Origin of the sequence: Jeotgalibacillus terrae, assembly GCF_016908195.1 — a bacterium.
GTDB classification, from domain to species: Bacteria; Bacillota; Bacilli; order Bacillales; family Jeotgalibacillaceae; genus Jeotgalibacillus; species Jeotgalibacillus terrae.
Genome location: NZ_JAFBDK010000004.1, coordinates 196,243 through 219,886, shown reverse-complemented (window position 1 = coordinate 219,886; position 23,644 = coordinate 196,243). Strand labels below are relative to the sequence as shown.

Here is a 23,644-nt window from a genome sequence, read left to right as displayed (position 1 = left end):
CTCTTTACTGATTTAGTGATGCGGAAATTTTTCCGCTTACATCATGTTCTGCCATTGTATGAGCCTGCTTAATTGCGTTATATACGGCATTCGCGTTAGATGAACCATGCGCTTTAATGACAGGAGCGTTCAGACCGAATAGTCCAGCGCCGCCGTACTCTGTGTAATCAAGCTTTCCTTTTAAGTTCCTTAGATCGTTCTTCACGAGTCCTGCTGCAAGTTTTGTCTTGACAGAAGAGGTAAAGGTTTCTTTCAGCATGCCAAATAGCGCCTGCGCTGTTCCTTCTATTGTTTTCAATACCATATTTCCAGTAAATCCATCGGTAACTACCACGTCACATACGCCGTTTAACAGGTCTCTTGACTCCACATTTCCGACAAAGTTCAAACCTGAATCCTTGAGAAGATCATAAGCCTGTTTCGTTAACTCATTCCCTTTTCCTTCTTCAGTACCGATATTTAATAGCCCCACAGTCGGGTTACTGATCCCTCTGACCTGCTCAGCATAGATGCTGCCCATAACAGCATACTGCAACAGATGCTCAGGTTTTGCATCAGCATTGGCACCAAGGTCGAGCATCACAAACCCCTGGCCGTCAATCGTCGGCAATGTTGGTGAAAGTGCAGGGCGGTCAATTCCCTTTATTCTTCCGACAATAAAAAGACCGGCAGCCATTAATGCACCTGTGTTACCTGCAGAAACGCATGCATCAGCTTCCTGGTCTTTTACAGCCTGTGCTGCAAGTACCATTGAAGCACTTTTCTTTCTGCGGACAGCTCTGACAGGTTCGTCAGTCGATAAAATCATCTCATTTGTATGTATAACCTCAATATTTGATTCGCTATTTAACAGCGGTTTTATTTTATTTTCATCCCCATAAAGCCTGATCGTCAAAGAAGGCTGTTCGGCAGCTGCTTTCACTGCACCTTTAACAATTTCCTCAGGCGCATTGTCTCCGCCCATCGCATCAACTGCAATAATCAAAGTCATTCTCCTCCTTTTTCAGATGAACGATACATCTCAAATTCACCTTTAAACACTACTTCTTTTCCAACTGAAGATGTTACTTCCACTGTTGTTCTCCGTCCGTCAGTTCTAACAGCACGTGCTTTTGATACGACCCGCTGTCCTGAATGCACCGGTTTGCAAAACTCGATTGCAGCTTTAGCTGTCAGAGCCAGATCATCATTTATTAGTGCTACCGCCAGTGAATTCGCCTGTGCGAATAAATGGTGCCCTCTTGCAATGCTGTTCCGCTGAAAAACGTGCTCTTTTTGTACGTCAAAGATTGAAATGGCATAATCATCCAGCTCTACGTCAATAATTTCACCAATCACTTCATCAATCGGAAGAGAACGCACCTCGTCCTCAAAAGTCTGTTCCGCCACCGATTTAATCCGCTCTCTCAGTTCAGGTATAGACAATTCCATCCTATCGAGTCTGATTGTCTGTACGCTGACATCAAAAAACTTTGCAAGCTCATCATCAGTTACAAATGGATTGTCTTCAATTTTTTTGATCAGTTCTGACTGACGTACTTTTTTTGTCTTTTTCATTTCATCACCGTCCGATACTAACACTTGGTACTAATAGTAGTATATAAATAAAAAGTCCTTTTTGTAAAGGAAATCGACGGGTGATGGTGATGAAAGGGGAGTTAATCATGTATAATTCCTTTTACTAAAAAGAGACTCAGACCAATTGTCTGAGCCTCCGGAAACAGTTCACTGCGCTGCAGGTGGCGCTTTCCGCGGGGACGGCGGCGAGCCTCCTCGACACTTCGTGTCTGTGGGGTCTCGCCTGTCCGTCTATTCCCGCTGGAGTCGCCACCTTTCGCTACGTTCACCTCAAATATCAATCATTACACATTTAACATCACTGAATGCCATTTCTATACAAATCAATCAAGCTTCCCGCCGCTAATCACGCCTTCTGCTTCGAGATAATTTCTTAATGATTCATACTCCCCGCTGACCCAGAACGCATCGCTTTCAATCAGCTGGTGGGCGTCATCCCTCGCTGTTTCAAGCGCTCTATAATCATGCACCATATCAGCCACTCTGAATTCCGGCATTCCGCTTTGTTTTCTGCCGAAGAAATCACCGGGACCTCTCAACTCAAGGTCTTTTTCACTCAAAACAAAACCGTCATTTGTTTCCGTCATAATTTTCATCCGCTCTTTACCGACTTCATTTTTCGGGTCTGCCATCAAAATACAATATGACTGATCACTGCCACGTCCGACTCTCCCTCTCAGCTGATGAAGCTGTGAGAGACCAAATCTTTCTGCATCATAGATCAGCATAACTGAAGCATTTGGCACATTCACCCCTACTTCCACTACAGTGGTGGAAACGAGGATATGGGTTTTATTTTCGGCAAATTGTTTCATGATTGCTTCTTTTTCTTCCGCGTGCAGCCGTCCATGCATTAACCCGGCTTCATATCTGCCTGCATAGAACTGTGAAAGCTGGGCGTGAACATCAATTGCATTTTGCACATCAAGTTTATCCGACTCTTCGATTAGAGGACAGATTACGTACGCCTGTCTGCCCTGTGCCAGTTCTTTTTCGATGAAACCGAGGATTCTGTTCATCATATTTTCTTTTACCCAGTAAGTTTCAATCGGCTTTCTTCCAGCTGGCATTTCATCAATGATTGATACATCCATTTCTCCAAACGCTGTAATTGCAAGTGTCCGCGGAATCGGAGTAGCTGTCATAAACAAGACATCCGGACTTTCGCCTTTTTCACGCAATACACGCCTTTGCTGTACACCAAACCGGTGCTGCTCATCAGTAATAACAAGTCCAAGATTCTGAAAGTCAACTTCATCCTGAATAAGGGCATGTGTACCAATAAGCAGATCAATACCGCCTGACTTCAGCTGCTCAAGCAATAATCTTCTCTTTTTCCCTTTTACTGAGCTTGTCAGCAGGGCAACATTTACATCCATATGATCAAATAACGCTGACAGCGACTCAGCATGCTGTTCTGCAAGTATTTCAGTCGGTACCATCAGCGCTCCCTGATAGCCGGCAGTAATAACAGCATAAAGTGCAATTGCTGCAACCACTGTCTTACCCGAGCCTACATCCCCCTGCAGCAGACGGTTCATTCTGAATGGAGAGGATAAATCCGAAAAAATTTCCTTCAACACTCTTTTTTGAGCATTTGTCAGAGGAAATGGAAGGCTATCTGTAAATGTCCTCAACTTTTCAGCATTATATTGAAATTGAACACCCTCAGATTGTTCCCGCTCGATCTTTCTTAATCCCTGCATCTTTAGCTGAAAATAAAAGAACTCTTCATACACAAATCTCCTTCTGGCCTGTTTCATGCTTTCAGGAGAAACAGGAAAGTGCATGGAATAAAGAGCTTCTTTACGATCTATTAATTTATATCTCGACAAAAGCGAAGCGGGCAGCGTTTCTGACAGCAGCTGTCCATACGAATCAAGCGACTGCTTAATTAGTTTTCTTAAAAGCTTATTCGTAATATTCCCTTTCAGCGGATAAACCGGTGCAAACAATTCTTCCTGTGCACCTTCTCCGAGCTTATACGTCTGTGCAGTAATTAACTGACGCTGTCTATCCCATTTTCCTGTTACTGTCATTTTATCATGAAGGTTCACTTTCTTTTTCAGATAAGGCTGGTTGAAAAAAGTAACCTTCACACTGTGAGGACCGGTCAGCAGTCTAAATGAAAGTCTGGATTTTTTCCGCCCATAAAATTGAAGGGCAGGTTCACTGTGAACACTGCCTTCAACGGTTACACGCTCTTCATGAGCAGCTTCAGATAGATCTTTCAGTCTGAAATCATCATACCTGTAGGGCAGATAATTGATCAGATCTGATATTGTGATAATTCCCATGTCAGCCAGCTGGTTTCCGGTCTCTTCACCCACACCCTGCAGGACTGAAACAGGTTTAAGTAATGGATGATCAGGATTTTTTATTAAGAGAGAATCCAAAAATTTTCGCCTCCAGCTCCCGGCCGGTTGGTGTAGCTGCCAAGCCGCCCTGGGCTGTTTCACGTAAGGCCACAGGCATTGTCTGGCCGATTTTATACATCGCATCTATGACTTCATCACACGGAATTCTGCTTGTTACACCTGCAAGCGCCATATCAGCAGCTACCATAGCATTCGCTGCACCCATAGCGTTTCTCTTAACGCAAGGCACTTCCACCAAACCTGCAACAGGATCACAGACAAGTCCGAGCATGTTTTTTAGCGTAATGGCCATGGCTTCAGCACTCTGCGAAGGAGTCCCGCCAGCCATTTCAGTAATAGCAGCTGCAGCCATACCTGCTGCTGATCCTACCTCTGCCTGACATCCGCCTGCCGCACCTGAGATAGATGCATTGTTAGCAACAACAAATCCAAAAGCACCTGAAGTAAACAGAAATCTGATTTTTTCTTCCCTTGTCGGATTCAGCTTATTCTGAACCGCAAACAGTGTACCTGGCACGACGCCTGCTGAACCTGCTGTCGGGGTTGCACAGATTGTACCCATGGCTGCATTTACTTCATTGGTGGCAACTGCTTTACTGACAGCATCCAGCAAAAGGGTTCCGGAAAGTGACTTGCCACTTTCAATATACTTCTGGATGAGCACTGCATCTCCGCCTGTCAATCCTGAGTGGGACTTCACTCCCTGCAGTCCTCTTTCAACTGCTTCTTCCATAACAGTCAGGTTCCTTTCCATCGTGTCAAATACTTCTTCACGTGTTTTATTACGCACTTCCATTTCCTGTTCAATCATAATATCTGAGATTTTTTTATTATTCGTTTCAGCAAGCTCTACAAGCTCTGCAACATTTCTAAACATAGTAACCCTCCTGTTTGTAAGCGCTATCACTTTTTTAATCAGTGATTTTTGTAACCTGCGTTACTTCCGGCAGCGCCTTTAATTCTTGTAACAACGCATCTTCTACATTCTGGTCCACTTCTATTGTCATGAGTGCCATTTTACCGACGTCCTGTCTAGAGACATCCATTTTACCGATATTCATTTTATGTTTTGCAAGCACTGTTGAGACAGCTGCAACCGCTCCGAAGCGGTCTTCATGGACGACAAGTATTGCCGGATGATGACCGGTCAGGCTTAATTCAAAACCATTCAATTCGATAATTTCAATTTTTCCGCCGCCGATTGAAATACCAACAAGCTCAATGTCACCATCTTTATCTCCAAGTCTGATTCTTGCAGTATTAGGATGGTCTGTCAGGGATTCTTCCTCACGAATCTTAATACGGATTCCTTTTTCTTTAGCAATTTGCTTTGCTTCGATAATCCGGACATCATCCGTTTCAAAATCCATGAGTCCACCGATAATGGCAACATCGGTTCCATGCCCTTTATATGTCTTGGCAAACGATCCGTAAAATGAGATGTTTGCCCATTCAGGTTCTCTGCCAAAAAGCTCTCTGGCCATTTTGCCGATTCTTGCTGCACCTGCTGTATGTGAAGATGACGGTCCAATCATCACTGGACCAATAATATCAAAAACGCTTTTATATTTCATAGCTGCCCCCTCTTTCATTCAACTTGATGGCACTTCAAAAAAATAGAAGGGCCCCGCCCTTCTATTTTCTCTCGTTTTCCCTTAATTTTCAACTTACTCTACAGAAAGAATATATGAATATAATGGCTGTTTGCCATTATGAACTTCTACTTCAACGTCAGGGTATGATGATTCGATAAACGCTTCAATTTCAGAAACTTCCTCTTCAGGTGAATCTTCACCGTAAAGCACCGTTACAATCTCTGATTCATCATCAATCATATGCTCAAGCAATTCCTTTACTGTCTCAAACCGGCTGTTCCCGGATGTAACGATTTTGCTCTCTGCAATACCCATATGATCGTCCTTTTTAATTGTCACGCCGTCAATTGACGTATCACGGACTGCAAATGTTACCTGTCCGGTTTTTACGTACTTAAGCGCATCTGTCATTGTTTCAGCGTTTTCATCAAGTTCAGCAGATGGATTGAATGCCAGAATGGATGACATACCCTGTGGCACTGTTTTTGTCGGAATCACAACTGCTTCCATTTCGACAACTTCTGCAGCCTGCTCGGCTGCCATAATGATGTTTTTATTGTTTGGCAAAATAATGACACGTTCTGCATTGGATTCTTCGATGGCTTTAACAATATCTTCAGTACTTGGATTCATTGTCTGTCCGCCCTCGATCACGCCGGTTGCACCAATACTCTTAAACAGCTCAGAGATCCCCTCACCCATTGCAACTGTAATAATAGCATATGGCTGTTTTTCAGCAGGTTTCTCAGTTTTTTCAGCAGCACGGTGTCCTTCTCCGACGATACCAGTATGCTGCTCACGCATATTTTCGATTTTCAGGTTAATCAGGCTGCCATACAACTGTCCCTGCGAAAGTGCTTTCCCAGGCTCTTCAGTATGAATATGTACTTTAGCCACTTCGTCATCTGAAATTACCAGCAGAGAATCACCCAGTTCACTTAGGTCCTCACGAAATTTCATTTCATCATAAGGTTTTTCTGAAAGCTTCTTTTCTTCAAACTTCACCATGAATTCTGTACAGTAGCCGAATTCGATATCTTCTGTGTTCATAAAGCCCTGTACGCCGATATGGTGCTCTGCGTTAACGAGTTCATCCATTGATGGAGTTGAAGGAGCATCAGAAATCTTTTCACCTTTCAGTTCTGCAAGGAAACCTTCGTAAACATGAACAAGTCCCTGTCCGCCGCTGTCCACAACACCTACTTCTTTTAAAACAGGCAACAGATCAGGTGTACGTTTTAAGGAAGCTTTTGCTTCATCAAGGATAATTTGCATCAGATTAGTCAAATCTTCTTCTGTCTCAGCAGCTTCAACTGCTTTTCTTGCTGCATCTTTTGCAACTGTCAATATGGTGCCTTCAACAGGCTTCATCACTGCTTTATATGCTGAGACTACACCCGCGTCAAGTGCTTCTGCGAATTCTTTCGCATTCAATACTGCTTTTGATTCCACCGATTTCCCAAAGCCTCTGAAAAGCTGGGATAAAATAACACCTGAATTTCCTCGTGCTCCCATAAGCAGACCTTTAGACAGTGCTGTTGACACTTTTCCTAAATGATCTCCTGTGTTGTTTTTGACTTCCTTAGACCCTGAAGTCATTGAAAGATTCATATTTGTTCCTGTATCACCATCCGGTACAGGAAAAACGTTCAGTGCATCTACTGTATCTGCATGATTTGACAGGCTGGCTGCCCCCTGAAGTACCATTGCGGCAAACGTATGGCCGTCTATCTCTTTTCTAATCACAAAACTTTCCTCCTATCACAGGTTCGTCACCCTGACTCCCTGAACAAAAATATTGACTGCTTCTACTGAAAGCCCAACAGTTTTATCAAGTGTGTATTTCACTGATGACTGAACGTTGTGAGCAACTTCTGAAATTTTCGTTCCATATCCCACAATTATATACATATCAATTGATACTTTATCGCCATCCTGACGTACAATCACGCCGCGGGTAAAATTTTCACGTCTTAATATATCGGTGAGACCGTCTCTGACCTGATGCTTAGACGCCATCCCGACAATTCCGTAACATTCAATCGCAGCTCCACCGGCTACCATTGCAATGACGTCATTAGATATATCGATCTGACCATATTTGGTATTTAATTCAATCGACATGTAGTGATCCCCCTTTTAATACTGTTTTGGCTACAGATATTTTACTATACTACAGCTGTGAATGAAAGATAAACAGCATGAATCGCCATTCTCAGCCTGTAAAGCAAAAAAACTTGATAGATATTTTTATTTTTATTGCATAATGACGATCCTTGTGATAAATTAGTTAAAGTGTGATTGACTAAGTGAAAGATTGAAACAATGTTTTCAGCTTCATTTGTTAGGAGGGGAATAGAATGGCAAAACAATGTGTTGTAACAGGTCGTAAAACACGTTCTGGTAACGCTCGTTCCCACGCAATGAACGCTAACAAGCGTACATGGGGCGCAAACCTTCAAAAAGTTCGTATTCTTGTTGATGGTAAGCCTAAGCGTGTTTGGGTTTCTGCTCGTGCTCTGAAATCAGGCAAAGTAGAACGCGTGTAATAAAATAACGTAAAAAGGCTTGAAGATCATGATGATCTTCAAGCCTTTTTTGATCTATTCTAAGCAGTTCTCCTTCTGAACAGGCTTAAAACCCCTCTTACCATTCCTCCAAGCATTCTCGGCAATTTAATCGAATAGAAGCGCATATGACTCCCTCCTTGCTAATCTCTGCTTCTTATCATCATTAATATGCCTTCACTAAATGAAATAGAAGCAAAGTTATCAAGTATCTCATTACTGAGTGTCAGCGTCATTCCATATGATATTTCGTGGTTAGACAGCGGATACTTTACGCCTGAGAGTGTAAGACCTTTAACCTGATGTGTGAAAGGGATAAAGGACAAATAAGGATAATGAACATCTTTTTCAACTGTCGTGTTACCCGGCAGGTGGCAGGTGACTTTATTTTTTTCATCTTCTATACTGACCGGATAGGCATGATTAAGTGCATGATCAGAGAGCAAAAGCTGTATATTGCCAAAGAAATGATCCAGTCTCCCTCCTGTAACGCCAATCATTTTGATCTCTTCGTTCTGACTTAGCGCCCACTGCAGCGCAAGTTCCATATCTGTAGCGTCTTTTTCAGGCGGTTCTTCGTGAACAGTGCTGACTTTTTGCAGAATCATTTTTTTCTCAACCGCGGTTACAGAATCAAAATCCCCAAATGCATGGTCCACTCGAAGACCATACTCGAGCAAAAACACTGTCCCCCTGTCTACCCCAACCCATTGACCATCTTCAGGAAGCGACTGGAACCACTCCGGATCAATCGGACCTCCCCCTACAAGAATAATCATTAAACCACCTCTTAGTTTACATAATAAAAATATAGTTAATAAATAGCACGAGGCTGTGACAAATACGTCTCAGCCTCGGCTTTATTCACTGAATCCATTTTGAACGTTTGACTCAGTAATGTGATTTATTATTTTACTGCGGCAGTTAGTGCCTTAATTGCTGCTTCGCGGTCTGCTTTGCCAAATACAAATGAACCGGCTACTGCAACGTCAGCACCTGCACTTGTACAAAGTGAAATGGTTTCGTCTGTTACGCCGCCATCTACTTCAATCTCATAATTGTAATGTTCATGTGCCCGGATTTCGTTCAATTCTTTAATCTTTGTAACTGTCTCTTTTATAAATGACTGTCCCCCGAATCCCGGATTCACCGTCATAACAAGCACGAGGTCTGCTTCACTTAAGACGTGTCTGATTGCTTCAACAGGTGTGTGGGGATTGAGCACAATCCCTGCTTTTACACCGGACGATTTAATCATTTGAACCGTTCTGTGCAAGTGTTTTGTAGCTTCAGCGTGCACAGAGATTATATCAGCTCCTGCTTTGGCGAATGCTTCTACATACCTTTCCGGCTGTTCGATCATTAAATGTACGTCAAGAGTAAGTGATGTAACAGGTCTGACTGCTTCTACCACTAGTGGACCCATTGTGATGTTCGGCACAAACACACCATCCATTACATCGATATGGATATAATCAGCACCTGCTTTTTCCACTTCCCTGACTTCATCGCCAAGCTTTGAAAAGTCGGCTGATAATATCGATGGAGCAATTTTAACCATAATCTAATACCTCGGCTTTCTTGATTTGATTTCTTCATAAAACTGCTGGTAGTGTTCATAACGGTATAATTTAATTTCATCTGTTTCAACAGCTGATTTCACTGCACATTTAGGTTCATTCATATGAAGACATCCCCGGAATTTACAGCGTTCAGACGCTTCCACCATTTCCGGAAAACATCCCGCGAGATCTTCAAGCTCGAGTGTAGCAAATTCAAGTGCACTGAAGCCCGGCGTATCTGCTACAAAACCGTTACCGATCTCCAGCAGTTCTACGTGACGTGTTGTATGCTTGCCTCTGCCGAGCGAACTTGAAATTTCGTCTGTCTTTAATTCAAGATCTGGTCTGAGTGCGTTTAGAATCGAGGATTTCCCTACACCTGATTGACCTGCGAATACTGTGACATACTCATCTAAAACCGGCTTTAAATGCGTTATGCTTTCTTCCCATTTTGCTGAAGTTAAAACGACTTCATAGCCTATTTTCCTGTAATCATCAGCAAACTGCTCTATTTTTTTTTGCTTGGTATCATCTAACAAGTCAATTTTTGAAATACAAATCACAGGTCTGATCTGATGGCTTTCTACCAGCACGAGAAATCTGTCCAGCAGTGATGTGCTGAATTCCGGCTCAACTGCAGAAAAGACAAGTACAGCCTGATCTACATTCGCGATAGGCGGTCTCACAAGTTCGTTTTTTCTTTCATGAATATCAAGAATATAGCCTTCCTGATCGTTATCTGCCTGATATTCAACATAATCGCCGACTAATGGTGTGATTTTATTTTTACGGAATATTCCCCGTCCTCTGCACTGGATGACTGAACCCTGGTCGTTCACATAATAAAAACCGCTCAGGGCTTTCATGATTTTTCCTTCTGGCATTTACTCGCTCCTTTAATCATTTTCCTGATATGTGATTGTATCCTCAAGGTAAACTTCTCCGTCTCTTTCAATGCGGTATGATCCGCTGCTACCCTGTTCAATCGTTAATCGGATATTGCGTTCTGTATCTTCTGTAATTGTAAATTCTTCAAAAGGTTCTTCAATACTATTATTTTTATCATCGATGTAGATTGTAATGATCTGCTCAGGCAATTCTGGAGGTTCCTCGCCTTCTTCAGGTGGCTCCTGATCTTCTGCCTCAAGGTATTCAATTGTGACAGGAATGACCACATTGTTAACAGGTAATGGCGGCGCGCCAAGGGATGTCACCACATTGATATTACTGCCGGGTTCCATCATTGTGCCCGCTTCAGGATTCTGTGAGATCACACTACCGGCAGCGTGATCGTTTGAATATTCTTCTCTTGTAACAGAAACAGTCATACCGCTGCTTTCTTCATAAGCGGCAATGTCTTCTGCACTGAAACCCGTCAGATCAGGAATCTCAGCCTGCTCGGGGCCTTTGCTGATGATCAGCCTCATAACCGTATCTCCAGGAACCACTTCTTCTCCCTCTTCAGGGTCCTGTTCGAGAATCGTGCCTTCTGCAGCATCATCAAATCTTTCTTCCGGATCTATACCACGAAATCCGGCTTCACGGATTAAGTCTTCACTGCTGTTAAAGTTTCTTCCCACATATCCATCCACTTCAATCGTTTCTTTGCCGCTGCTGACAGTCAGGTTGACAGGTTCACCTTCATCGAGTGATCTTGTTGCTTTTGGTGACGTCCTGATGACGATATCTTCTTCAATATCCTCATTAGGTTCGTATATGATATCACCCACTGTTAAGCCTGCTTCAGTCATGATATCTTCAGCATCATTGACATTTTCACCTGTTACATCCGGAACCTGTACCTGAGAAGGGCCAAATACGCCCATTGCAGCCATCACACCGCCGCTGATCAACAAAAGCAGAACAAGTGCAGTAATCCATGGCCATTTTTTTCTTTTCTTTTTCTTCGGCTCAACAGGTCCTTTTTTGTTTTCGGGCTCATGAATTTTTGTGTCTTCAGAGGCCGGGATATTCATGCGGTCTTTAATAATTGGTATCGCTCTTGTTGCTTCAAGGTCAGGGGCAGGTGCAAAAACTGGCTCACCCGATCTTTCAGGGTTAAGCGACGTTTTTAGATCATCAGCCATCTCATCTGCGCTCAAGTAGCGGTAATGCGGATCTTTAGCTGCAGCTTTTAGAATCACATTTTCAATACTTTGCGGGAGGTCCTCCACGACTTCTGATGGTCTCGGCAGATCGCTCTGAAGATGCTTCAATGCTATAGAAATTGGTGTCTCTCCCTCATAAGGAAGTGTACCTGTTATCAGTTCATACATCACAATTCCGAGAGAGTAAATATCAGATTTTTTGGATGCCGTTCCGCCTCTCGCCTGTTCTGGTGACAGGTAGTGAACGGTTCCCATTACTGAATTGGTCTGAGTGATCGCTGTAGCACTTAATGCCATGGCAATACCAAAGTCGGTAATTTTAATATTACCCTGTTCATCAATTAAAATGTTCTGCGGTTTTATATCTCTATGAATGATGCCGTTATAATGGGCATGTGCAATCGCTGATGTCAGTTGAAGCATAATATCTACAGCATCTTCAAGGTCCAGTGGTGAATGTTCCCTGATATATTGCTTAAGCGTCATGCCTTCAACGTACTCCATTACAAGATAGTAAGAATCGTCTTCATCACCCACGTCATACATACTGACAATATTCGGGTGAGCGAGACTTGTTGCAGACTGGGCTTCACGCTGAAACCGCTTCAGCATATTACTTTCGCTGACAAAGTCCATCCGCAGCACTTTTACAGCTACATCCCTGTCAAGAATCATATCTCTTGCAAGATAGACATTTGCCATTCCGCCACTGCCAATTGTTTTGATCACTTTATATCTGCCATTAATTCTCTTACCGATCATGAGGGTTCACCTGCCTCATCATCAAAAGATACTTTAACTGCGGCGAGTGTAATGTTATCCTCTCCGCCGTGTTCATTGGCAAGCTGGATCAGCTTTTCAGCCATCTCATCAAGCGTAACGCTATGCAATAGTATCTCTTTAATTTCTTTTTCACTGACTTTGTTCGAAAGTCCGTCAGAACATAACAGTACAAATGTGCCATTTACAGGCACAATCGTTTTAATAGTCGGATCAGCTTTACCTTTTGTGCCAAGCGCTTTTAGAAGAAGATTTTTCTTTGGGTGATGCTCAGCATCCTCCTTTGAAATTTCACCGGACTGAACAAGGGCATTCACAAAGGAATCATCTTCAGTCATCTGAAGCACCCTGGTTTCATCAATGACATAACCTCTGCTGTCACCAATATTGGCAATTGAAATAAAATCTTCTGTGCAGATTGCAGCAACAAGCGTTGTGCCCATCCCTGCACAATCCGGGTTTTCTTCAGCATAGTGAAAAATTGTTCTGTTCACATCTTCGATCGCCTCGTATAGCCACTGTTCAGCTGCACCGGCTCTAAGGACAGCATTCAGGCTTTTCCACTTCTCTTCAATCAGTTCGACTGTCATCCTGCTCGCAACATCACCAGCACGATGACCACCCATACCGTCTGCCACAACAGCAAGAACACCATGGTTGTTTTTAAATATGCCACCTGAGTCTTCATTCAGTTTACGTATTTTCCCACGGTCACTTTTAAAAACGGCTTCCATCCATCCACCTCGTTTTATTTCTGCTTATTTCTTTTTAAATGAAGCTATAAAAAATCCATCTCCATCAAAATCCTGCGGGAAGATCTGCAGCATATTATTTTCAGCAAGTGCAGCGATGCTCTCCGGCAGGCCAGCAGGTGCTGTAAGTTCCATCTCAGGATGATCAGCTAAAAACTTGTTAACGGTCCCTTCGTTTTCCTCTTTATCAACTGTACACGTGCTGTACACCAGCGTACCGCCTTTTTTCAGACTGCCCACTGCCGCGTGCAGCAATTCCTGCTGAATACGGGAAAGTGATTCGAGATCCTGTTCTCTTTTTGCATATTTAATATCCGGTTTTCTTCTTAATACGCCTAAACCGCTGCAGGGTGCATCAACCAGAATCCGGTCGAATTGCCGATCAGGATAATGCTCGTTCAGTTTTCGGCCATCCATCGCTTCACCTTTTACATTTTCGAGCTTCAGACGATCTGCATTTTCTTTAATCAGCTTAATTTTATGTTCATGAAGATCAAGCGCAAGAACTTCACCTTCGTTATTTAAAGATTCGGCAATATGTGTCGTTTTTCCTCCCGGTGCCGCACACATATCAAGAATTGATTCTCCAGGTACTGCCCCAAGTGCATACGCAACCAGCATAGAGCTTTCGTCCTGAACGCTGATATACCCTTCTTTATATGCACCAGTATGAGCGATATTTCCTTTTTTTACGCGGATACCTGCGGGTACAATTGTACTTTCTGAAGCCTCGACACCTTCCTGCTTCAGCATGTCAATTACCTCACTCCGGCTGATTCTGCTCGTATTCACGCGTGCAGTTTGAACAGGAGCAATCAGATTTCTTTCACACATTTCCTTGGTTTTCTCGAGACCGAAATGAGCAGCCCATCTTTTTACGAGCCATTCAGGATGGCTTGTTTCGATTGAAATCTTGATAACTGGATCTGATATTTCATCAAGCGTGCGAACACCCTGACGCTGAATAGAACGCAGTACACCGTTCACCATACCTGAAATTCCTTTATGCCCTTTTTTCTTCGCAATCTCGACTGCTTCATGAATGGCAGCGCGTTCAGGCACCCTGTCAAGGTAAATCATCTGGTAAAGGCTCAGTCTCAGCAAGTTGCGTACCCAGCCTTCAACTTTCTTTTTCAGAAATGGTTCAAGGTAGTAATCAAGCGTCATTTTACGCTGAAGCGTCCCGTAAGTAATTTCTGTTAAAAGTCCCGTGTCTTTTTTGCTAATATTAAATTTCTGAATGGCGTGGTTCAGTAGCAGGTTGCTGTAAGATTGATTTTTATCAATCTGATCCAATATATGAAGTGCCGCTTCTCTTAACGAAAATTTACTCATAACTGCGCCTTCTCTCCGACTTTCACCTGAGAACCTCTCAGGAAGTCTGAGGCAGCCATTTTCTTTTTACCGGACGGCTGAAGTTCTGTTACAAGAACTGCCTCATGATCTGCAGTAGCAAAGAGAATCCCTTCGTCTGTTGTTCCTATAATTTCCCCGGGTTCACCGCTCCCGCTTGAAAGCTTCGCCTGTTGTATTTTCATCGGCTTGTCTCTGAAAATCGTGTATGCCACCGGCCAGGGGTAAAGACCTCTGATCTGATTAAACACTTCACGTCCGGGACGGTTCCAGTCAATCTTCTCTTCCTCGCGCTTAATATTCCAGGCATATGTGGCCTTCTCATGATTTTGGGGTGTCCGTTTAGTTTCTCCTGCAATTAACTGCGGAAGTGTCTCAGACAGCAGCTGAGCACCAGTCTCACTTAACTTATCATGAAGCGTACCAACGTGATCTTCATCAGTAATTTTCACCGATTTCTGACTGATAATATCGCCAGCATCAAGCTTTTCAGCCATATACATAATTGTAATGCCTGTCTCTTTATATCCTCTGATAATTGAATGGTGAATAGGTGCTCCGCCTCTTAACTCAGGAAGCAGTGAAGCATGCACGTTAATACATCCAAGTTCTGGTGCTTCGAGCAGCTTTTTAGGCAGCAGCTGACCGAAAGCTGCAGTAATAATAAGATCTGCCTCAAGTGCAATAATGTCTTCGAGCTCAACAGATCCGGCTAATTTTTCAGGCTGGATCACTTTCAGATTGTGTTTCATCGCTTCCTCTTTTACTGGTGGCGGTGTCAGTACTTTTTTTCTGCCTACCGGTCTGTCGGGCTGTGTCACAACAGCTTTTACTTCATACCCGTCTGCAATCATTCTCTGTAGAACCGGAACGGAGAAATCAGGCGTCCCCATAAAAATTACTGAAGTCATTCTGCTTCCTCCTCTTCTTTCAGTTCTTCTTCTGTTACAAATTTTGTCACTTTGGAAGTGAACAATACCCCGTCAAGATGATCTGCTTCATGCTGGATCGCACGGGAAAGATAACCGTCTGCTTCCATCACAAACGTTTTACCGTTACGGTCCTGCGCCTGAAGGAGAATCTGATCGGTGCGTGATACTTCTCCGTAGATGCCAGGGAAGCTGAGGCAGCCTTCCACATCAGTCTCGTCACCTGCGATCATCTTAATTTCCGGGTTGAGCATTTCAATAACCCCGCTTTCGTCATCGAGATAAACAATCGCAATTCTTTCTGTAATGCCAGCCTGCGGTGCTGCAATGCCAATCCCGTCATGCTCCATCATCAGATCAAATAGCTGATCTAACGTCTCATGCAATGACCGGTCAAATACAGTTACTTTGCTGCATACCTGTTCAAGTCTTTCATCGGGGTGTGTGACAATTTCAAGTTTCTTCATGTTATCCTCCATTTACATCATCATATAAGGCTGGACGTCAATATTAATACTTACTGCATCTTTCCCTGTATGACTGTATTGATCCAATATTTTTTTCAAAAGGCTTTTTAGTTCAGGCTCGTTTTTATATTTAATCATGCACTGATAACGGTATTTATCCTGAATTTTTGCAATTGGTGATGCGACCGGGCCAAGTATGATGGACTGATCTGTGAGCTTTGCTTTTAGAATATCTGCAATTTCACTGCATACACCTGCTGCTTTATTCACATTCTCATGACTGATGGTAATCAGCGAGATATAATAAAACGGTGGATATTGCGCAGTTTTACGCATCATCATTTCTTTTTGGTAAAACCATTCATAATGTTGTGACTTGGCAAGTTCAATAGAGAAGTGCTCAGGTGTATATGTCTGAATAATGACTTCCCCAGTTTTTTCATGACGTCCCGCTCTGCCGCTGACCTGCGTTAAAAGCTGAAAAGTTTTTTCTGACGCTCTGAAATCAGGCAGATGAAGCATCGTATCTGCACTCAGCACACCGACCAGTGTAATATTAGGAAAATCAAGACCTTTGGCAATCATCTGTGTACCAAGCAGTATATCCGCCTCACCTCTGCCAAACGCATTCAGCAGTTTTTCATGGGAACCTTTTTTTGAAGTCGTATCAACGTCCATCCGGATCGTTCTGACGTGAGGCATGAGCTTGAACAGCTCTTCCTCCACTTTTTGAGTGCCTGTACCAAAGTATCTGATATGCTCACTCGTACACTCCGGACATTCATTGGGTACATACTCCTCATGCCCGCAATAATGACACTTCATACTTTCTTTTGACCGGTGGTAAGTCAGTGAAACTTCACAGTGCGGGCACTGCATCACCGTCCCGCAGTCGCGGCACATAATAAATGAGGAGTAGCCCCTTCTATTAAGAAAAAGAACAATCTGTTCCTTTTTTTCAATCCGCTTTGCAATCTCTTCTAACAGATCTCTTGAGAACATGGATCTGTTCCCTTCCCGGAGCTCTTCGCGCATATCAACAACTTTCACTTCGGGCATATCCTGATTGTTCATTCTATATTCAAGCTCAAGCAGCTGGTAGTTACCTTTTTTAGCCCTTGCGAAACTTTCAAGTGATGGTGTGGCACTGCCGAGAATTACCGGGCATCCGTGCCTGTTACTTCTCTCAATCGCAACGTCCCTTGCATGATAACGGGGTGAGTCCTCCTGCTTATAACTCATCTCATGTTCTTCATCAATGATAATAACACCAAGCCTTTTAAACGGTGCAAAGATCGCAGAGCGTGCGCCCACGACTACATTGACTTCTCCGCGATGAATTTTTCTCCATTCATCATATTTCTCACCAACAGAAAGTCCGCTGTGCATCACAGCTACCTGATCTCCAAAGCGTCCTTTAAAACGCTGAACCATCTGTGGAGTGAGCGATATCTCAGGAACCAGCATGATGGCCTGGCGCTCCTGCTTCAGCACCTGATCAATTGTCTGCAGATAAATCTCTGTTTTTCCGCTTCCGGTTACACCATGCAGCAGAAATGTCTGCTGTTCAAAACTGTTTACTTTTTCCAAAATTGGCGTAATGGCCTTTTGCTGATCATCAGTGAGTTTAAAATGTTCAGTTTTATCAAATGTCCGCTGACTGAAGGGGTCTCTATACTGCTCATCATAGGATTCAATGAGAATGCCTTTATCGATCATTGTTTTAATCACAGCACTCGTTGCATCAGTCAGCTCTTTTAACGCAGGAACAGACAATTTACCGCCTGTTTTTTTTAATTCCTCTATGATAAGTAACTGTTTTTTTGCGTTACCCGATACTTCTATATCCTCATTACTTAGTTCTACGATGCGTACTTTTTTGACATTTGCAGACTGTTTCACTACGTATCGCATTTCGACTTTACGCTGTCTGATCAGCTCCTGCAAATCTTTTAACGCATGATGGGCATCAGCTGTTTTCCAAGTGAGAGGAGATTCTTTTTCAAAAAGCGACTTTATCTTAACCGGGATGTCATGGTCATCGAGCAAATGAAAATATTTATTATATTTTGCTTTCATTGCAGCAGGCAGCATTACCTGCAGTGCAGAAATTCTGTAGCACAGCGTCTGCTCTGTCAGCCACTCTGATAGTGAAAGAAGCTCATCATTCAAAACAGGTTCAATATCCACAACTTCCTCAATCGGCTTCAGGTTTTTTATAGTCGTTTCATCTTTAATTGATAAAATGAAGCCCTGAATTTTTCTGGGACCAAACGGCACGACTACTCTGATTCCTCTTCTTACAACCGCATGCAGGCTTTCCGGGACCAGATAATCAAAAGTCCGGTCAATCTGTTTTGCAGGTACATCAACAATGACAGAAGCAATCATGTTAACCGTTCCTTAAGCAGATGATGAACTTCTGTGATCAACGCTTCTGCCACCTGATCTTTAGTCTGAAGCGGAAGCTCCTCTGCAGGTCCGTCTTTTCTGAAAAAAGTAACGGCATTTGTATCCGTGCCGAAACCTGCACCTTCAGTCATAATATTGTTCCCTACAATGAGATCAGCATTTTTCGATTTCAGTTTATTTAATGCATAAGTCTCAAGCTGCTCTGTTTCTGCAGCAAAACCAATCAGGATCTGGTGCTCTTTTTGTTCGCCCAGCGTTTTTAAAATATCCGTTGTTCTTTCAAATTCAAGTATGAGTGAACCGTCTTTCTTTTTCATTTTTTGCTCATTCGTCTGAACCGGTCTGTAATCAGCTACTGCTGCACTCTTGATCACAACATCTGAGTCATGAAAATACTTCATCACAGCCTGATACATCTCCTCAGCTGTTTCCGTTTTAATTGTTGTCACGCCTGCAGGAGAAGAAAGTGAAACCGGTCCGGAAATAAGCGTTACTTCAGCTCCTGCTTCAGCAGCTTTTTTTGCAATGGCATAACCCATTTTCCCGCTTGAATGATTAGTAAAAAACCGTACCGGATCAATTTTTTCTCTTGTTGGTCCGGCAGTAATCAGCACTTTTTTACCTTCAAGCAGCCGTTCTTTTCTTTTTGAAAAATAATCTGTGATGATTTGTGTGATCTTCTCCGGCTCTTCCAGTCTGCCTTTTCCAACATAACCACAGGCAAGAAACCCTTCTGATGGTTCTACAAATTGAACGCCGCGTTCGTGCAAAACGTCGATGTTTTTAAGAACTGCAGGGTGGCTGTACATATGAACATTCATCGCCGGAGCTGCCCAGACAGGTGCAGTTGTGGCAAGGAGCGTGGTTGTGATCATGTCATCTGCAATACCATTTGCGAGCTTGCCTAATACATTTGCTGTAGCAGGCGCAATCAGTACAAGGTCTGCCCAGTCTGCGAGATCAATATGTGCAATCTTTGAAGAGTCTTTTTCATCAAATGTGTCAGTATATACATCATTTCGTGACATAGCCTGAAAAGTGAGCGGTGTGACAAATTCCATTGCACTTTCCGTCATGATTACTTTTACATTGAAGCCTGCCTGACTCAGTTTGCTGGTCAGTGCAACAGCTTTATATACGGCAATTCCTCCTGAAACGCAAAGGAGTATATTTTTATTTACCAATACTGCCATCTCCCTATTAAATAGATACTTCCATTATGAACGAAAATACAACATTTTTCACTCGGAACACCTGATTCTTTGAAAAAGTCAATGAAGAACAAAAAAGAAAAACAGCCGGGGCTGTTTTTCTTTTTTGTTGCTATTACTTTTCGTCTTCGTAGAGAATGCCTTCCTGAGGCTTTTTCATGACAAGCTGACCTGCAGCAATTTCTTCAAGCGCCTGGCCGACAAACTTCACAGAGTGATAAGATTCCAGCGAACCTTTATCCCCTTTCTCCTGCATATTACGTGCACGCTTTGCAGCCACACTGACTAGTGAGTACTTTGAATCGATATTTTTTCTGAGTGAATCAGATGATGGGTATAACATATTATTCTACCTCCAGCATTTTTTTATAGCGGGCTTCCACGCGTTCTCTTTTCAGGTGTTCCGCAAGAACAATTGCGTTGATCCGCTCACAAGCATTTAGTACATGATCATTCTCAACAACATAATCATAAAGATTCATCATTGCCAGCTCTCTTCTGGCAGCTTCAACACGGCTTTTGATGACATCATCACTTTCAGTGCCTCGTGTAACAAGACGGCTTTCAAGCTCAGACAAACTTGGAGGTGCAAGGAAAATAAAGAGACCTTCAGGAAACTTTTCCCTGACCTGCTTTGCACCTTCAACTTCAATTTCAAGAAACACATCTTTTCCATTATCAAGTGTTTCTCTCACATAATCAACAGGTGTGCCATAATAATTTCCGACATACTCTGCATATTCGAGAAGCTTGTCCTGTGAAATCAGCGCTTCGAACTCTTCACGTGTTTTGAAAAAATAATCTTTTCCATCGACTTCCCCTTCACGAGGGAGTCTTGTTGTCATGGAAACAGAGTACTCATACCCTGTATTTTCTGCCTGGAATAACTCTTTTCTGACTGTTCCCTTTCCTACACCGGAAGGTCCTGAAAGTACAATCAGTACACCTTTTTCAATCATTTTCACCCTTCTTCCTGACTTTCATCTTTATCTGTAAAACGGGATGCCACAGTCTCCGGCTGAACCGCTACCAGTATGACGTGATCACTGTCCATAATCATGACTGCTCTGGTTCTGCGTCCGTATGTCGCATCAATCAGTGTGCCCCTTTCACGCGCATCCTGAACCAGCCTTTTCACCGGTGCGGATTCCGGACTGATGATTGTAATGATGCGGTTAGCAGAGACAATGTTACCAAACCCGATATTTATTAACTTAATAGACATCCTTGACACCCCTTAATCAATTTGCTCATTCGATATTTTGAACCTGTTCACGGATCTTTTCAAGAATTGATTTCATATCAATCACCGCAGCAGCTACATTCTCATCCCCTGCTTTTGATCCGACTGTATTGATCTCACGGTGCATTTCCTGCGTCATGAAATCAAGCCGTCTGCCGATCGGTTCATTTTTGTCCAGTGCGTGCTCAAATTGCTTGATATGACTGAGCAGCCTTGTAAACTCCTCTGTCACATCCGCTTTTTCAGCAAATACTGCTACTTCTGTCAGCAGCCTGTTTTCATCAAGGCTGTTTGCATATTCTCTGATGGTTTTCTCCAGTCGTTCTTTATACTTTTTTGAAATGTCTGGAGAAATACTCATCGCGTATTCTGCTTTTTGCTTTAATGATTGTACTTGAAAGCGCAATTCGTTTTCAAGTTCTTTTCCTTCATTCATTCTCATATCTGAAAGTTTTCTCAATGCTTCTTCAAGCGCATCTAGAATAACCTGATCAGCAGAATGCTCTTCTTTTACTTCAACAGCTGTAAATGCATCAGTTTGCTTCAGCAGGTCTCTGATACGCAGATCTTCATCAACGCCATATCTTATAGACGCATCTTTTACAAACTGTGCGTATTCATCAAGTAAATGCCAGTCAACAATCAGCTTGTGACTGCTGGGCTTTTCACTTTCAACTGAAATATAAACATCCACTTTACCACGCTTTATGTAAGTAGCAATACTCTTTTTAATCTTGTCTTCTGTTTCAGCGTACACCCTTGGCATTTTTACCGTACATTCATGAAACCGGTGATTCACTGATTTGATCTCCACGGTTACAGTAAGAAGATCACTGCCTGCTGTTCCTCTTCCAAATCCGGTCATACTGTTTGTCATATCGTAAGTCACCTGCTTATTAGCTTCAATGTACTCCATTATAGCATACAGCATACCCAAAAAGATGATAAGATGGGACAGAACAATAAGTAGACCGGAAAGAGGGATCCGTATGTCATTTGACGGAATATTTACAAGAGCCATTACATCTGAATTAACAGAGAATCTAAACGGCGGACGAATCAGCCGTATTCATCAGCCGTATCAGAACGAATTGATTATGGTCATTCGTGCACAGGGAAAAAATCACAAGCTGCTTTTGTCAGCCCACCCTTCCTATTCAAGAATCCAGCTGACAGAAGAACAATATGAAAACCCTTCTGAGCCGCCAATGTTCTGTATGCTGCTGAGAAAACACTTAGAAGGTGCAATTATAGAATCAATTACGCAGAAGGAAATGGAACGGATTATTATTTTTGAAGTCAAAGGACGCAATGAAATCGGTGATGTTTCCTACAAACAATTAATCGTTGAAATTATGGGCAGACATTCAAATATTATATTAGTGGATAAAGACCGCAATATGATCTTAGACAGCATCAAACACCTGAACCCTTCAGTAAACCGCGCCAGAACCATTCTGCCCGGTGCTGACTTTGAATGGCCTCCTTCTCAGAATAAGTTAAATCCGTTTGAAGTAGATGAAGAGACTTTTGTCAGAACACTGGACTGGAACAGTGGAAAGCTTGACAAACAGCTCGTTCAGCATTTTGCCGGACTATCACCGCTTTTTGCGAAAGAAGTGTTAACGTATGCAGGACTGACAGAGAAGAAAAGATTATATGAAGCTTTTAAACAGCTGTTGAATAATGCCGGACCTAAGCAGATTCAGCCCTCATTTATACAGCATGAAAATAAAGATCACTTTTATCTGTTTCCACTTGAACAGTTTAAAAACAGTAAAATTGAATCTTTTTCTACAATCAGCAGACTGCTCGACCGTTATTATTTCGGGAAGGCAGAACGTGACCGCGTCAGACAGCAGGGGCATGACCTGGAGCGTTTTATCAAAAATGAAAAAGATAAAAATGTGTTAAAAATTAAAAAACTGAAAAAAACGCTTGATCAGGCAGCAGAAGCCGGTAAATATCAATTAAGCGGGGAACTGTTAACAGCGAATATTTACGCAGTGGAGCGCGGGATGTCAGAGGTGGAAGTACTCAATTATTATGAAGAGGACTCTCCTGCTGTCACAATAAAACTTGACCCGAGAAAGTCACCTTCAGAAAACGCTCAGTGGTATTTCACAAAATATCAGAAAGCGAAAAATGCGGTTGATATTGTTAAAGATCAAATTGCTCTTGCTGAAAAAGAAATTGAGTATTTTGATCAGCTGACACAGCAGCTTGACTCTGCCTCTCCATCTGATCTTGAAGAGATCCGTGAAGAACTGGCAGAAGAAGGTTATATGAAAGCGAAAAAACAGAAAAAGAAAAAATCCAAGCCTCAAAAGCCTGTGCTAGAAGAATACATTGCGAGCAACGGGACTTTGATTCTTGTCGGAAAGAATAATAAACAGAATGATTACCTAACGAATAAGGCTGCAGGAAAAGATGAGATCTGGCTGCACACGAAGGATATTCCCGGGTCTCATGTGGTGATCAGGGATAAAGAGCCGGATGAAGAAACAATTCTTGAAGCAGCAAAAATCGCTGCCTACTTCAGTAAGGCAAGAGCTTCAAGTTCAGTGCCTGTGGATTTTACAAAAATCCGCCACGTAAAAAAACCAAGCGGATCAAAGCCTGGTTATGTCATTTACGAACAGCAGGAAACGGTTTATGTTACACCTGATGATGAATTAATTAGACGTTTGAAGAAATAAGTTTCGCTTT

24 protein-coding genes are annotated in these 23,644 nt (G+C 42.7%); 2 read left to right on the top strand and 22 right to left on the bottom strand.

Going from position 1 to position 23,644, the window contains the following annotated elements:
- Window positions 1–4: 4 nt before the first annotated feature.
- The 7 genes from plsX to JOD21_RS05495 form a co-directional block, all read right to left on the bottom strand.
- Window positions 5–985 carry a phosphate acyltransferase PlsX gene (gene plsX / locus JOD21_RS05525; RefSeq protein WP_204728659.1) on the bottom strand — a complete coding sequence of 327 codons (981 nt, stop codon included), beginning with the start codon at window positions 983–985 and terminating at the stop codon, window positions 5–7.
- A 2-nt stretch (window positions 986–987) separates the two neighbouring features.
- Entirely contained in the window at window positions 988–1,557 is a 570-nt protein-coding gene (gene fapR, locus JOD21_RS05520; protein WP_204728658.1) for a transcription factor FapR, read from the bottom strand.
- Between the two features lie 344 nt (window positions 1,558–1,901).
- Window positions 1,902–3,959, bottom strand: a complete 2,058-nt coding sequence (recG, locus tag JOD21_RS05515; RefSeq protein WP_338032877.1) for an ATP-dependent DNA helicase RecG — start codon at window positions 3,957–3,959, stop codon at window positions 1,902–1,904.
- The gene (gene sdaAA, locus JOD21_RS05510; protein ID WP_239581433.1) at window positions 3,946–4,833 is read right to left on the bottom strand and encodes an L-serine ammonia-lyase, iron-sulfur-dependent, subunit alpha; all 888 of its coding nucleotides are present in this window, start codon (window positions 4,831–4,833) and stop codon (window positions 3,946–3,948) included. The genes recG and sdaAA overlap by 14 nt, the downstream gene beginning before the upstream one ends.
- 34 nt (window positions 4,834–4,867) lie before the next feature.
- On the bottom strand, window positions 4,868–5,530 hold the full coding sequence (gene sdaAB / locus JOD21_RS05505) for an L-serine ammonia-lyase, iron-sulfur-dependent subunit beta (protein WP_204728656.1): 663 nt from the start codon (window positions 5,528–5,530) through the stop codon (window positions 4,868–4,870).
- 93 nt (window positions 5,531–5,623) lie between these two features.
- On the bottom strand, window positions 5,624–7,297 hold the full coding sequence (locus tag JOD21_RS05500) for a DAK2 domain-containing protein (protein WP_338032875.1): 1,674 nt from the start codon (window positions 7,295–7,297) through the stop codon (window positions 5,624–5,626).
- A gap of 15 nt (window positions 7,298–7,312) precedes the next feature.
- On the bottom strand, window positions 7,313–7,675 hold the full coding sequence (locus JOD21_RS05495; RefSeq protein WP_041122361.1) for an Asp23/Gls24 family envelope stress response protein: 363 nt from the start codon (window positions 7,673–7,675) through the stop codon (window positions 7,313–7,315).
- Between the two features lie 236 nt (window positions 7,676–7,911).
- Here JOD21_RS05495 and rpmB point away from each other — a divergent pair, with 236 nt between their 5' ends.
- Window positions 7,912–8,100 carry a 50S ribosomal protein L28 gene (rpmB, locus tag JOD21_RS05490; RefSeq protein WP_039808810.1) on the top strand — a complete coding sequence of 63 codons (189 nt, stop codon included), beginning with the start codon at window positions 7,912–7,914 and terminating at the stop codon, window positions 8,098–8,100.
- A gap of 59 nt (window positions 8,101–8,159) precedes the next feature.
- Here the strand turns inward: rpmB and spoVM are convergent, their stop codons facing one another.
- From spoVM to JOD21_RS05415, 15 genes are all read right to left on the bottom strand, one after another.
- Window positions 8,160–8,246, bottom strand: a complete 87-nt coding sequence (spoVM, locus tag JOD21_RS19620; RefSeq protein ID WP_039808808.1) for a stage V sporulation protein SpoVM — start codon at window positions 8,244–8,246, stop codon at window positions 8,160–8,162.
- Between the two features lie 15 nt (window positions 8,247–8,261).
- A complete protein-coding gene (locus JOD21_RS05480; RefSeq protein WP_204728655.1) occupies window positions 8,262–8,897 on the bottom strand; it encodes a thiamine diphosphokinase in 636 nt (211 codons plus the stop codon).
- 128 nt (window positions 8,898–9,025) lie between these two features.
- Entirely contained in the window at window positions 9,026–9,679 is a 654-nt protein-coding gene (gene rpe, locus JOD21_RS05475) for a ribulose-phosphate 3-epimerase (RefSeq protein ID WP_204728654.1), read from the bottom strand.
- Between the two features lie 3 nt (window positions 9,680–9,682).
- On the bottom strand, window positions 9,683–10,564 hold the full coding sequence (gene rsgA, locus JOD21_RS05470; RefSeq protein ID WP_204728653.1) for a ribosome small subunit-dependent GTPase A: 882 nt from the start codon (window positions 10,562–10,564) through the stop codon (window positions 9,683–9,685).
- 12 nt (window positions 10,565–10,576) lie between these two features.
- Entirely contained in the window at window positions 10,577–12,550 is a 1,974-nt protein-coding gene (pknB, locus tag JOD21_RS05465) for a Stk1 family PASTA domain-containing Ser/Thr kinase (protein ID WP_204728652.1), read from the bottom strand.
- Complete coding sequence (locus tag JOD21_RS05460) at window positions 12,547–13,302, bottom strand: Stp1/IreP family PP2C-type Ser/Thr phosphatase (protein WP_204728651.1); 756 nt, start codon at window positions 13,300–13,302, stop codon at window positions 12,547–12,549. The genes pknB and JOD21_RS05460 overlap by 4 nt, the downstream gene beginning before the upstream one ends.
- A gap of 24 nt (window positions 13,303–13,326) precedes the next feature.
- Window positions 13,327–14,655 carry a 16S rRNA (cytosine(967)-C(5))-methyltransferase RsmB gene (rsmB, locus tag JOD21_RS05455; protein ID WP_204728650.1) on the bottom strand — a complete coding sequence of 443 codons (1,329 nt, stop codon included), beginning with the start codon at window positions 14,653–14,655 and terminating at the stop codon, window positions 13,327–13,329.
- Complete coding sequence (gene fmt / locus JOD21_RS05450; RefSeq protein WP_204728649.1) at window positions 14,652–15,584, bottom strand: methionyl-tRNA formyltransferase; 933 nt, start codon at window positions 15,582–15,584, stop codon at window positions 14,652–14,654. The genes rsmB and fmt overlap by 4 nt, the downstream gene beginning before the upstream one ends.
- The gene (gene def / locus JOD21_RS05445) at window positions 15,581–16,069 is read right to left on the bottom strand and encodes a peptide deformylase (RefSeq protein WP_204728648.1); all 489 of its coding nucleotides are present in this window, start codon (window positions 16,067–16,069) and stop codon (window positions 15,581–15,583) included. Before def ends, fmt begins: the two co-directional genes overlap by 4 nt.
- Window positions 16,070–16,081: 12 nt before the next feature.
- On the bottom strand, window positions 16,082–18,460 hold the full coding sequence (priA, locus tag JOD21_RS05440; RefSeq protein ID WP_204728647.1) for a primosomal protein N': 2,379 nt from the start codon (window positions 18,458–18,460) through the stop codon (window positions 16,082–16,084).
- Complete coding sequence (coaBC, locus tag JOD21_RS05435; RefSeq protein WP_204728646.1) at window positions 18,457–19,674, bottom strand: bifunctional phosphopantothenoylcysteine decarboxylase/phosphopantothenate--cysteine ligase CoaBC; 1,218 nt, start codon at window positions 19,672–19,674, stop codon at window positions 18,457–18,459. Before coaBC ends, priA begins: the two co-directional genes overlap by 4 nt.
- 133 nt (window positions 19,675–19,807) lie before the next feature.
- Window positions 19,808–20,035: a DNA-directed RNA polymerase subunit omega gene (gene rpoZ, locus JOD21_RS05430; RefSeq protein WP_204728645.1), complete on the bottom strand. Its 228-nt coding sequence runs from the start codon at window positions 20,033–20,035 to the stop codon at window positions 19,808–19,810.
- A 1-nt stretch (window position 20,036) separates the two neighbouring features.
- Window positions 20,037–20,651 (bottom strand): guanylate kinase, encoded by a 615-nt coding sequence (gene gmk, locus JOD21_RS05425; RefSeq protein ID WP_204728644.1) that lies wholly within the window; start codon window positions 20,649–20,651, stop codon window positions 20,037–20,039.
- 2 nt (window positions 20,652–20,653) lie between these two features.
- The gene (gene remA / locus JOD21_RS05420; RefSeq protein WP_041122349.1) at window positions 20,654–20,917 is read right to left on the bottom strand and encodes an extracellular matrix/biofilm regulator RemA; all 264 of its coding nucleotides are present in this window, start codon (window positions 20,915–20,917) and stop codon (window positions 20,654–20,656) included.
- A 25-nt stretch (window positions 20,918–20,942) separates the two neighbouring features.
- The gene (locus JOD21_RS05415) at window positions 20,943–21,851 is read right to left on the bottom strand and encodes a YicC/YloC family endoribonuclease (protein ID WP_204728643.1); all 909 of its coding nucleotides are present in this window, start codon (window positions 21,849–21,851) and stop codon (window positions 20,943–20,945) included.
- A 73-nt stretch (window positions 21,852–21,924) separates the two neighbouring features.
- On the opposite strand from JOD21_RS05415, the gene JOD21_RS05410 reads away from it, so the two are divergent.
- Entirely contained in the window at window positions 21,925–23,634 is a 1,710-nt protein-coding gene (locus JOD21_RS05410; protein WP_204728642.1) for an Rqc2 family fibronectin-binding protein, read from the top strand.
- Window positions 23,635–23,644 lie beyond the last annotated feature (10 nt).

Coding starts and splice junctions, on each gene's coding strand:
- fapR (WP_204728658.1), bottom strand. CDS start 1,557: ATGAAAAAGACAAAAAAAGTACGTCAGTCAGAACTGATCAAAAAAATT.
- sdaAA (WP_239581433.1), bottom strand. CDS start 4,833: ATGTTTAGAAATGTTGCAGAGCTTGTAGAGCTTGCTGAAACGAATAAT.
- sdaAB (WP_204728656.1), bottom strand. CDS start 5,530: ATGAAATATAAAAGCGTTTTTGATATTATTGGTCCAGTGATGATTGGA.
- JOD21_RS05495 (WP_041122361.1), bottom strand. CDS start 7,675: ATGTCGATTGAATTAAATACCAAATATGGTCAGATCGATATATCTAAT.
- rpmB (WP_039808810.1), top strand. CDS start 7,912: ATGGCAAAACAATGTGTTGTAACAGGTCGTAAAACACGTTCTGGTAAC.
- spoVM (WP_039808808.1), bottom strand. CDS start 8,246: ATGCGCTTCTATTCGATTAAATTGCCGAGAATGCTTGGAGGAATGGTA.
- JOD21_RS05480 (WP_204728655.1), bottom strand. CDS start 8,897: ATGATTATTCTTGTAGGGGGAGGTCCGATTGATCCGGAGTGGTTCCAG.
- rpe (WP_204728654.1), bottom strand. CDS start 9,679: ATGGTTAAAATTGCTCCATCGATATTATCAGCCGACTTTTCAAAGCTT.
- rsgA (WP_204728653.1), bottom strand. CDS start 10,564: ATGCCAGAAGGAAAAATCATGAAAGCCCTGAGCGGTTTTTATTATGTG.
- pknB (WP_204728652.1), bottom strand. CDS start 12,550: ATGATCGGTAAGAGAATTAATGGCAGATATAAAGTGATCAAAACAATT.
- JOD21_RS05460 (WP_204728651.1), bottom strand. CDS start 13,302: ATGGAAGCCGTTTTTAAAAGTGACCGTGGGAAAATACGTAAACTGAAT.
- rsmB (WP_204728650.1), bottom strand. CDS start 14,655: ATGAGTAAATTTTCGTTAAGAGAAGCGGCACTTCATATATTGGATCAG.
- fmt (WP_204728649.1), bottom strand. CDS start 15,584: ATGACTTCAGTAATTTTTATGGGGACGCCTGATTTCTCCGTTCCGGTT.
- def (WP_204728648.1), bottom strand. CDS start 16,069: ATGAAGAAACTTGAAATTGTCACACACCCCGATGAAAGACTTGAACAG.
- priA (WP_204728647.1), bottom strand. CDS start 18,460: ATGATTGCTTCTGTCATTGTTGATGTACCTGCAAAACAGATTGACCGG.
- coaBC (WP_204728646.1), bottom strand. CDS start 19,674: ATGGCAGTATTGGTAAATAAAAATATACTCCTTTGCGTTTCAGGAGGA.
- rpoZ (WP_204728645.1), bottom strand. CDS start 20,035: ATGTTATACCCATCATCTGATTCACTCAGAAAAAATATCGATTCAAAG.
- gmk (WP_204728644.1), bottom strand. CDS start 20,651: ATGATTGAAAAAGGTGTACTGATTGTACTTTCAGGACCTTCCGGTGTA.
- remA (WP_041122349.1), bottom strand. CDS start 20,917: ATGTCTATTAAGTTAATAAATATCGGGTTTGGTAACATTGTCTCTGCT.
- JOD21_RS05415 (WP_204728643.1), bottom strand. CDS start 21,851: ATGGAGTACATTGAAGCTAATAAGCAGGTGACTTACGATATGACAAAC.
- JOD21_RS05410 (WP_204728642.1), top strand. CDS start 21,925: ATGTCATTTGACGGAATATTTACAAGAGCCATTACATCTGAATTAACA.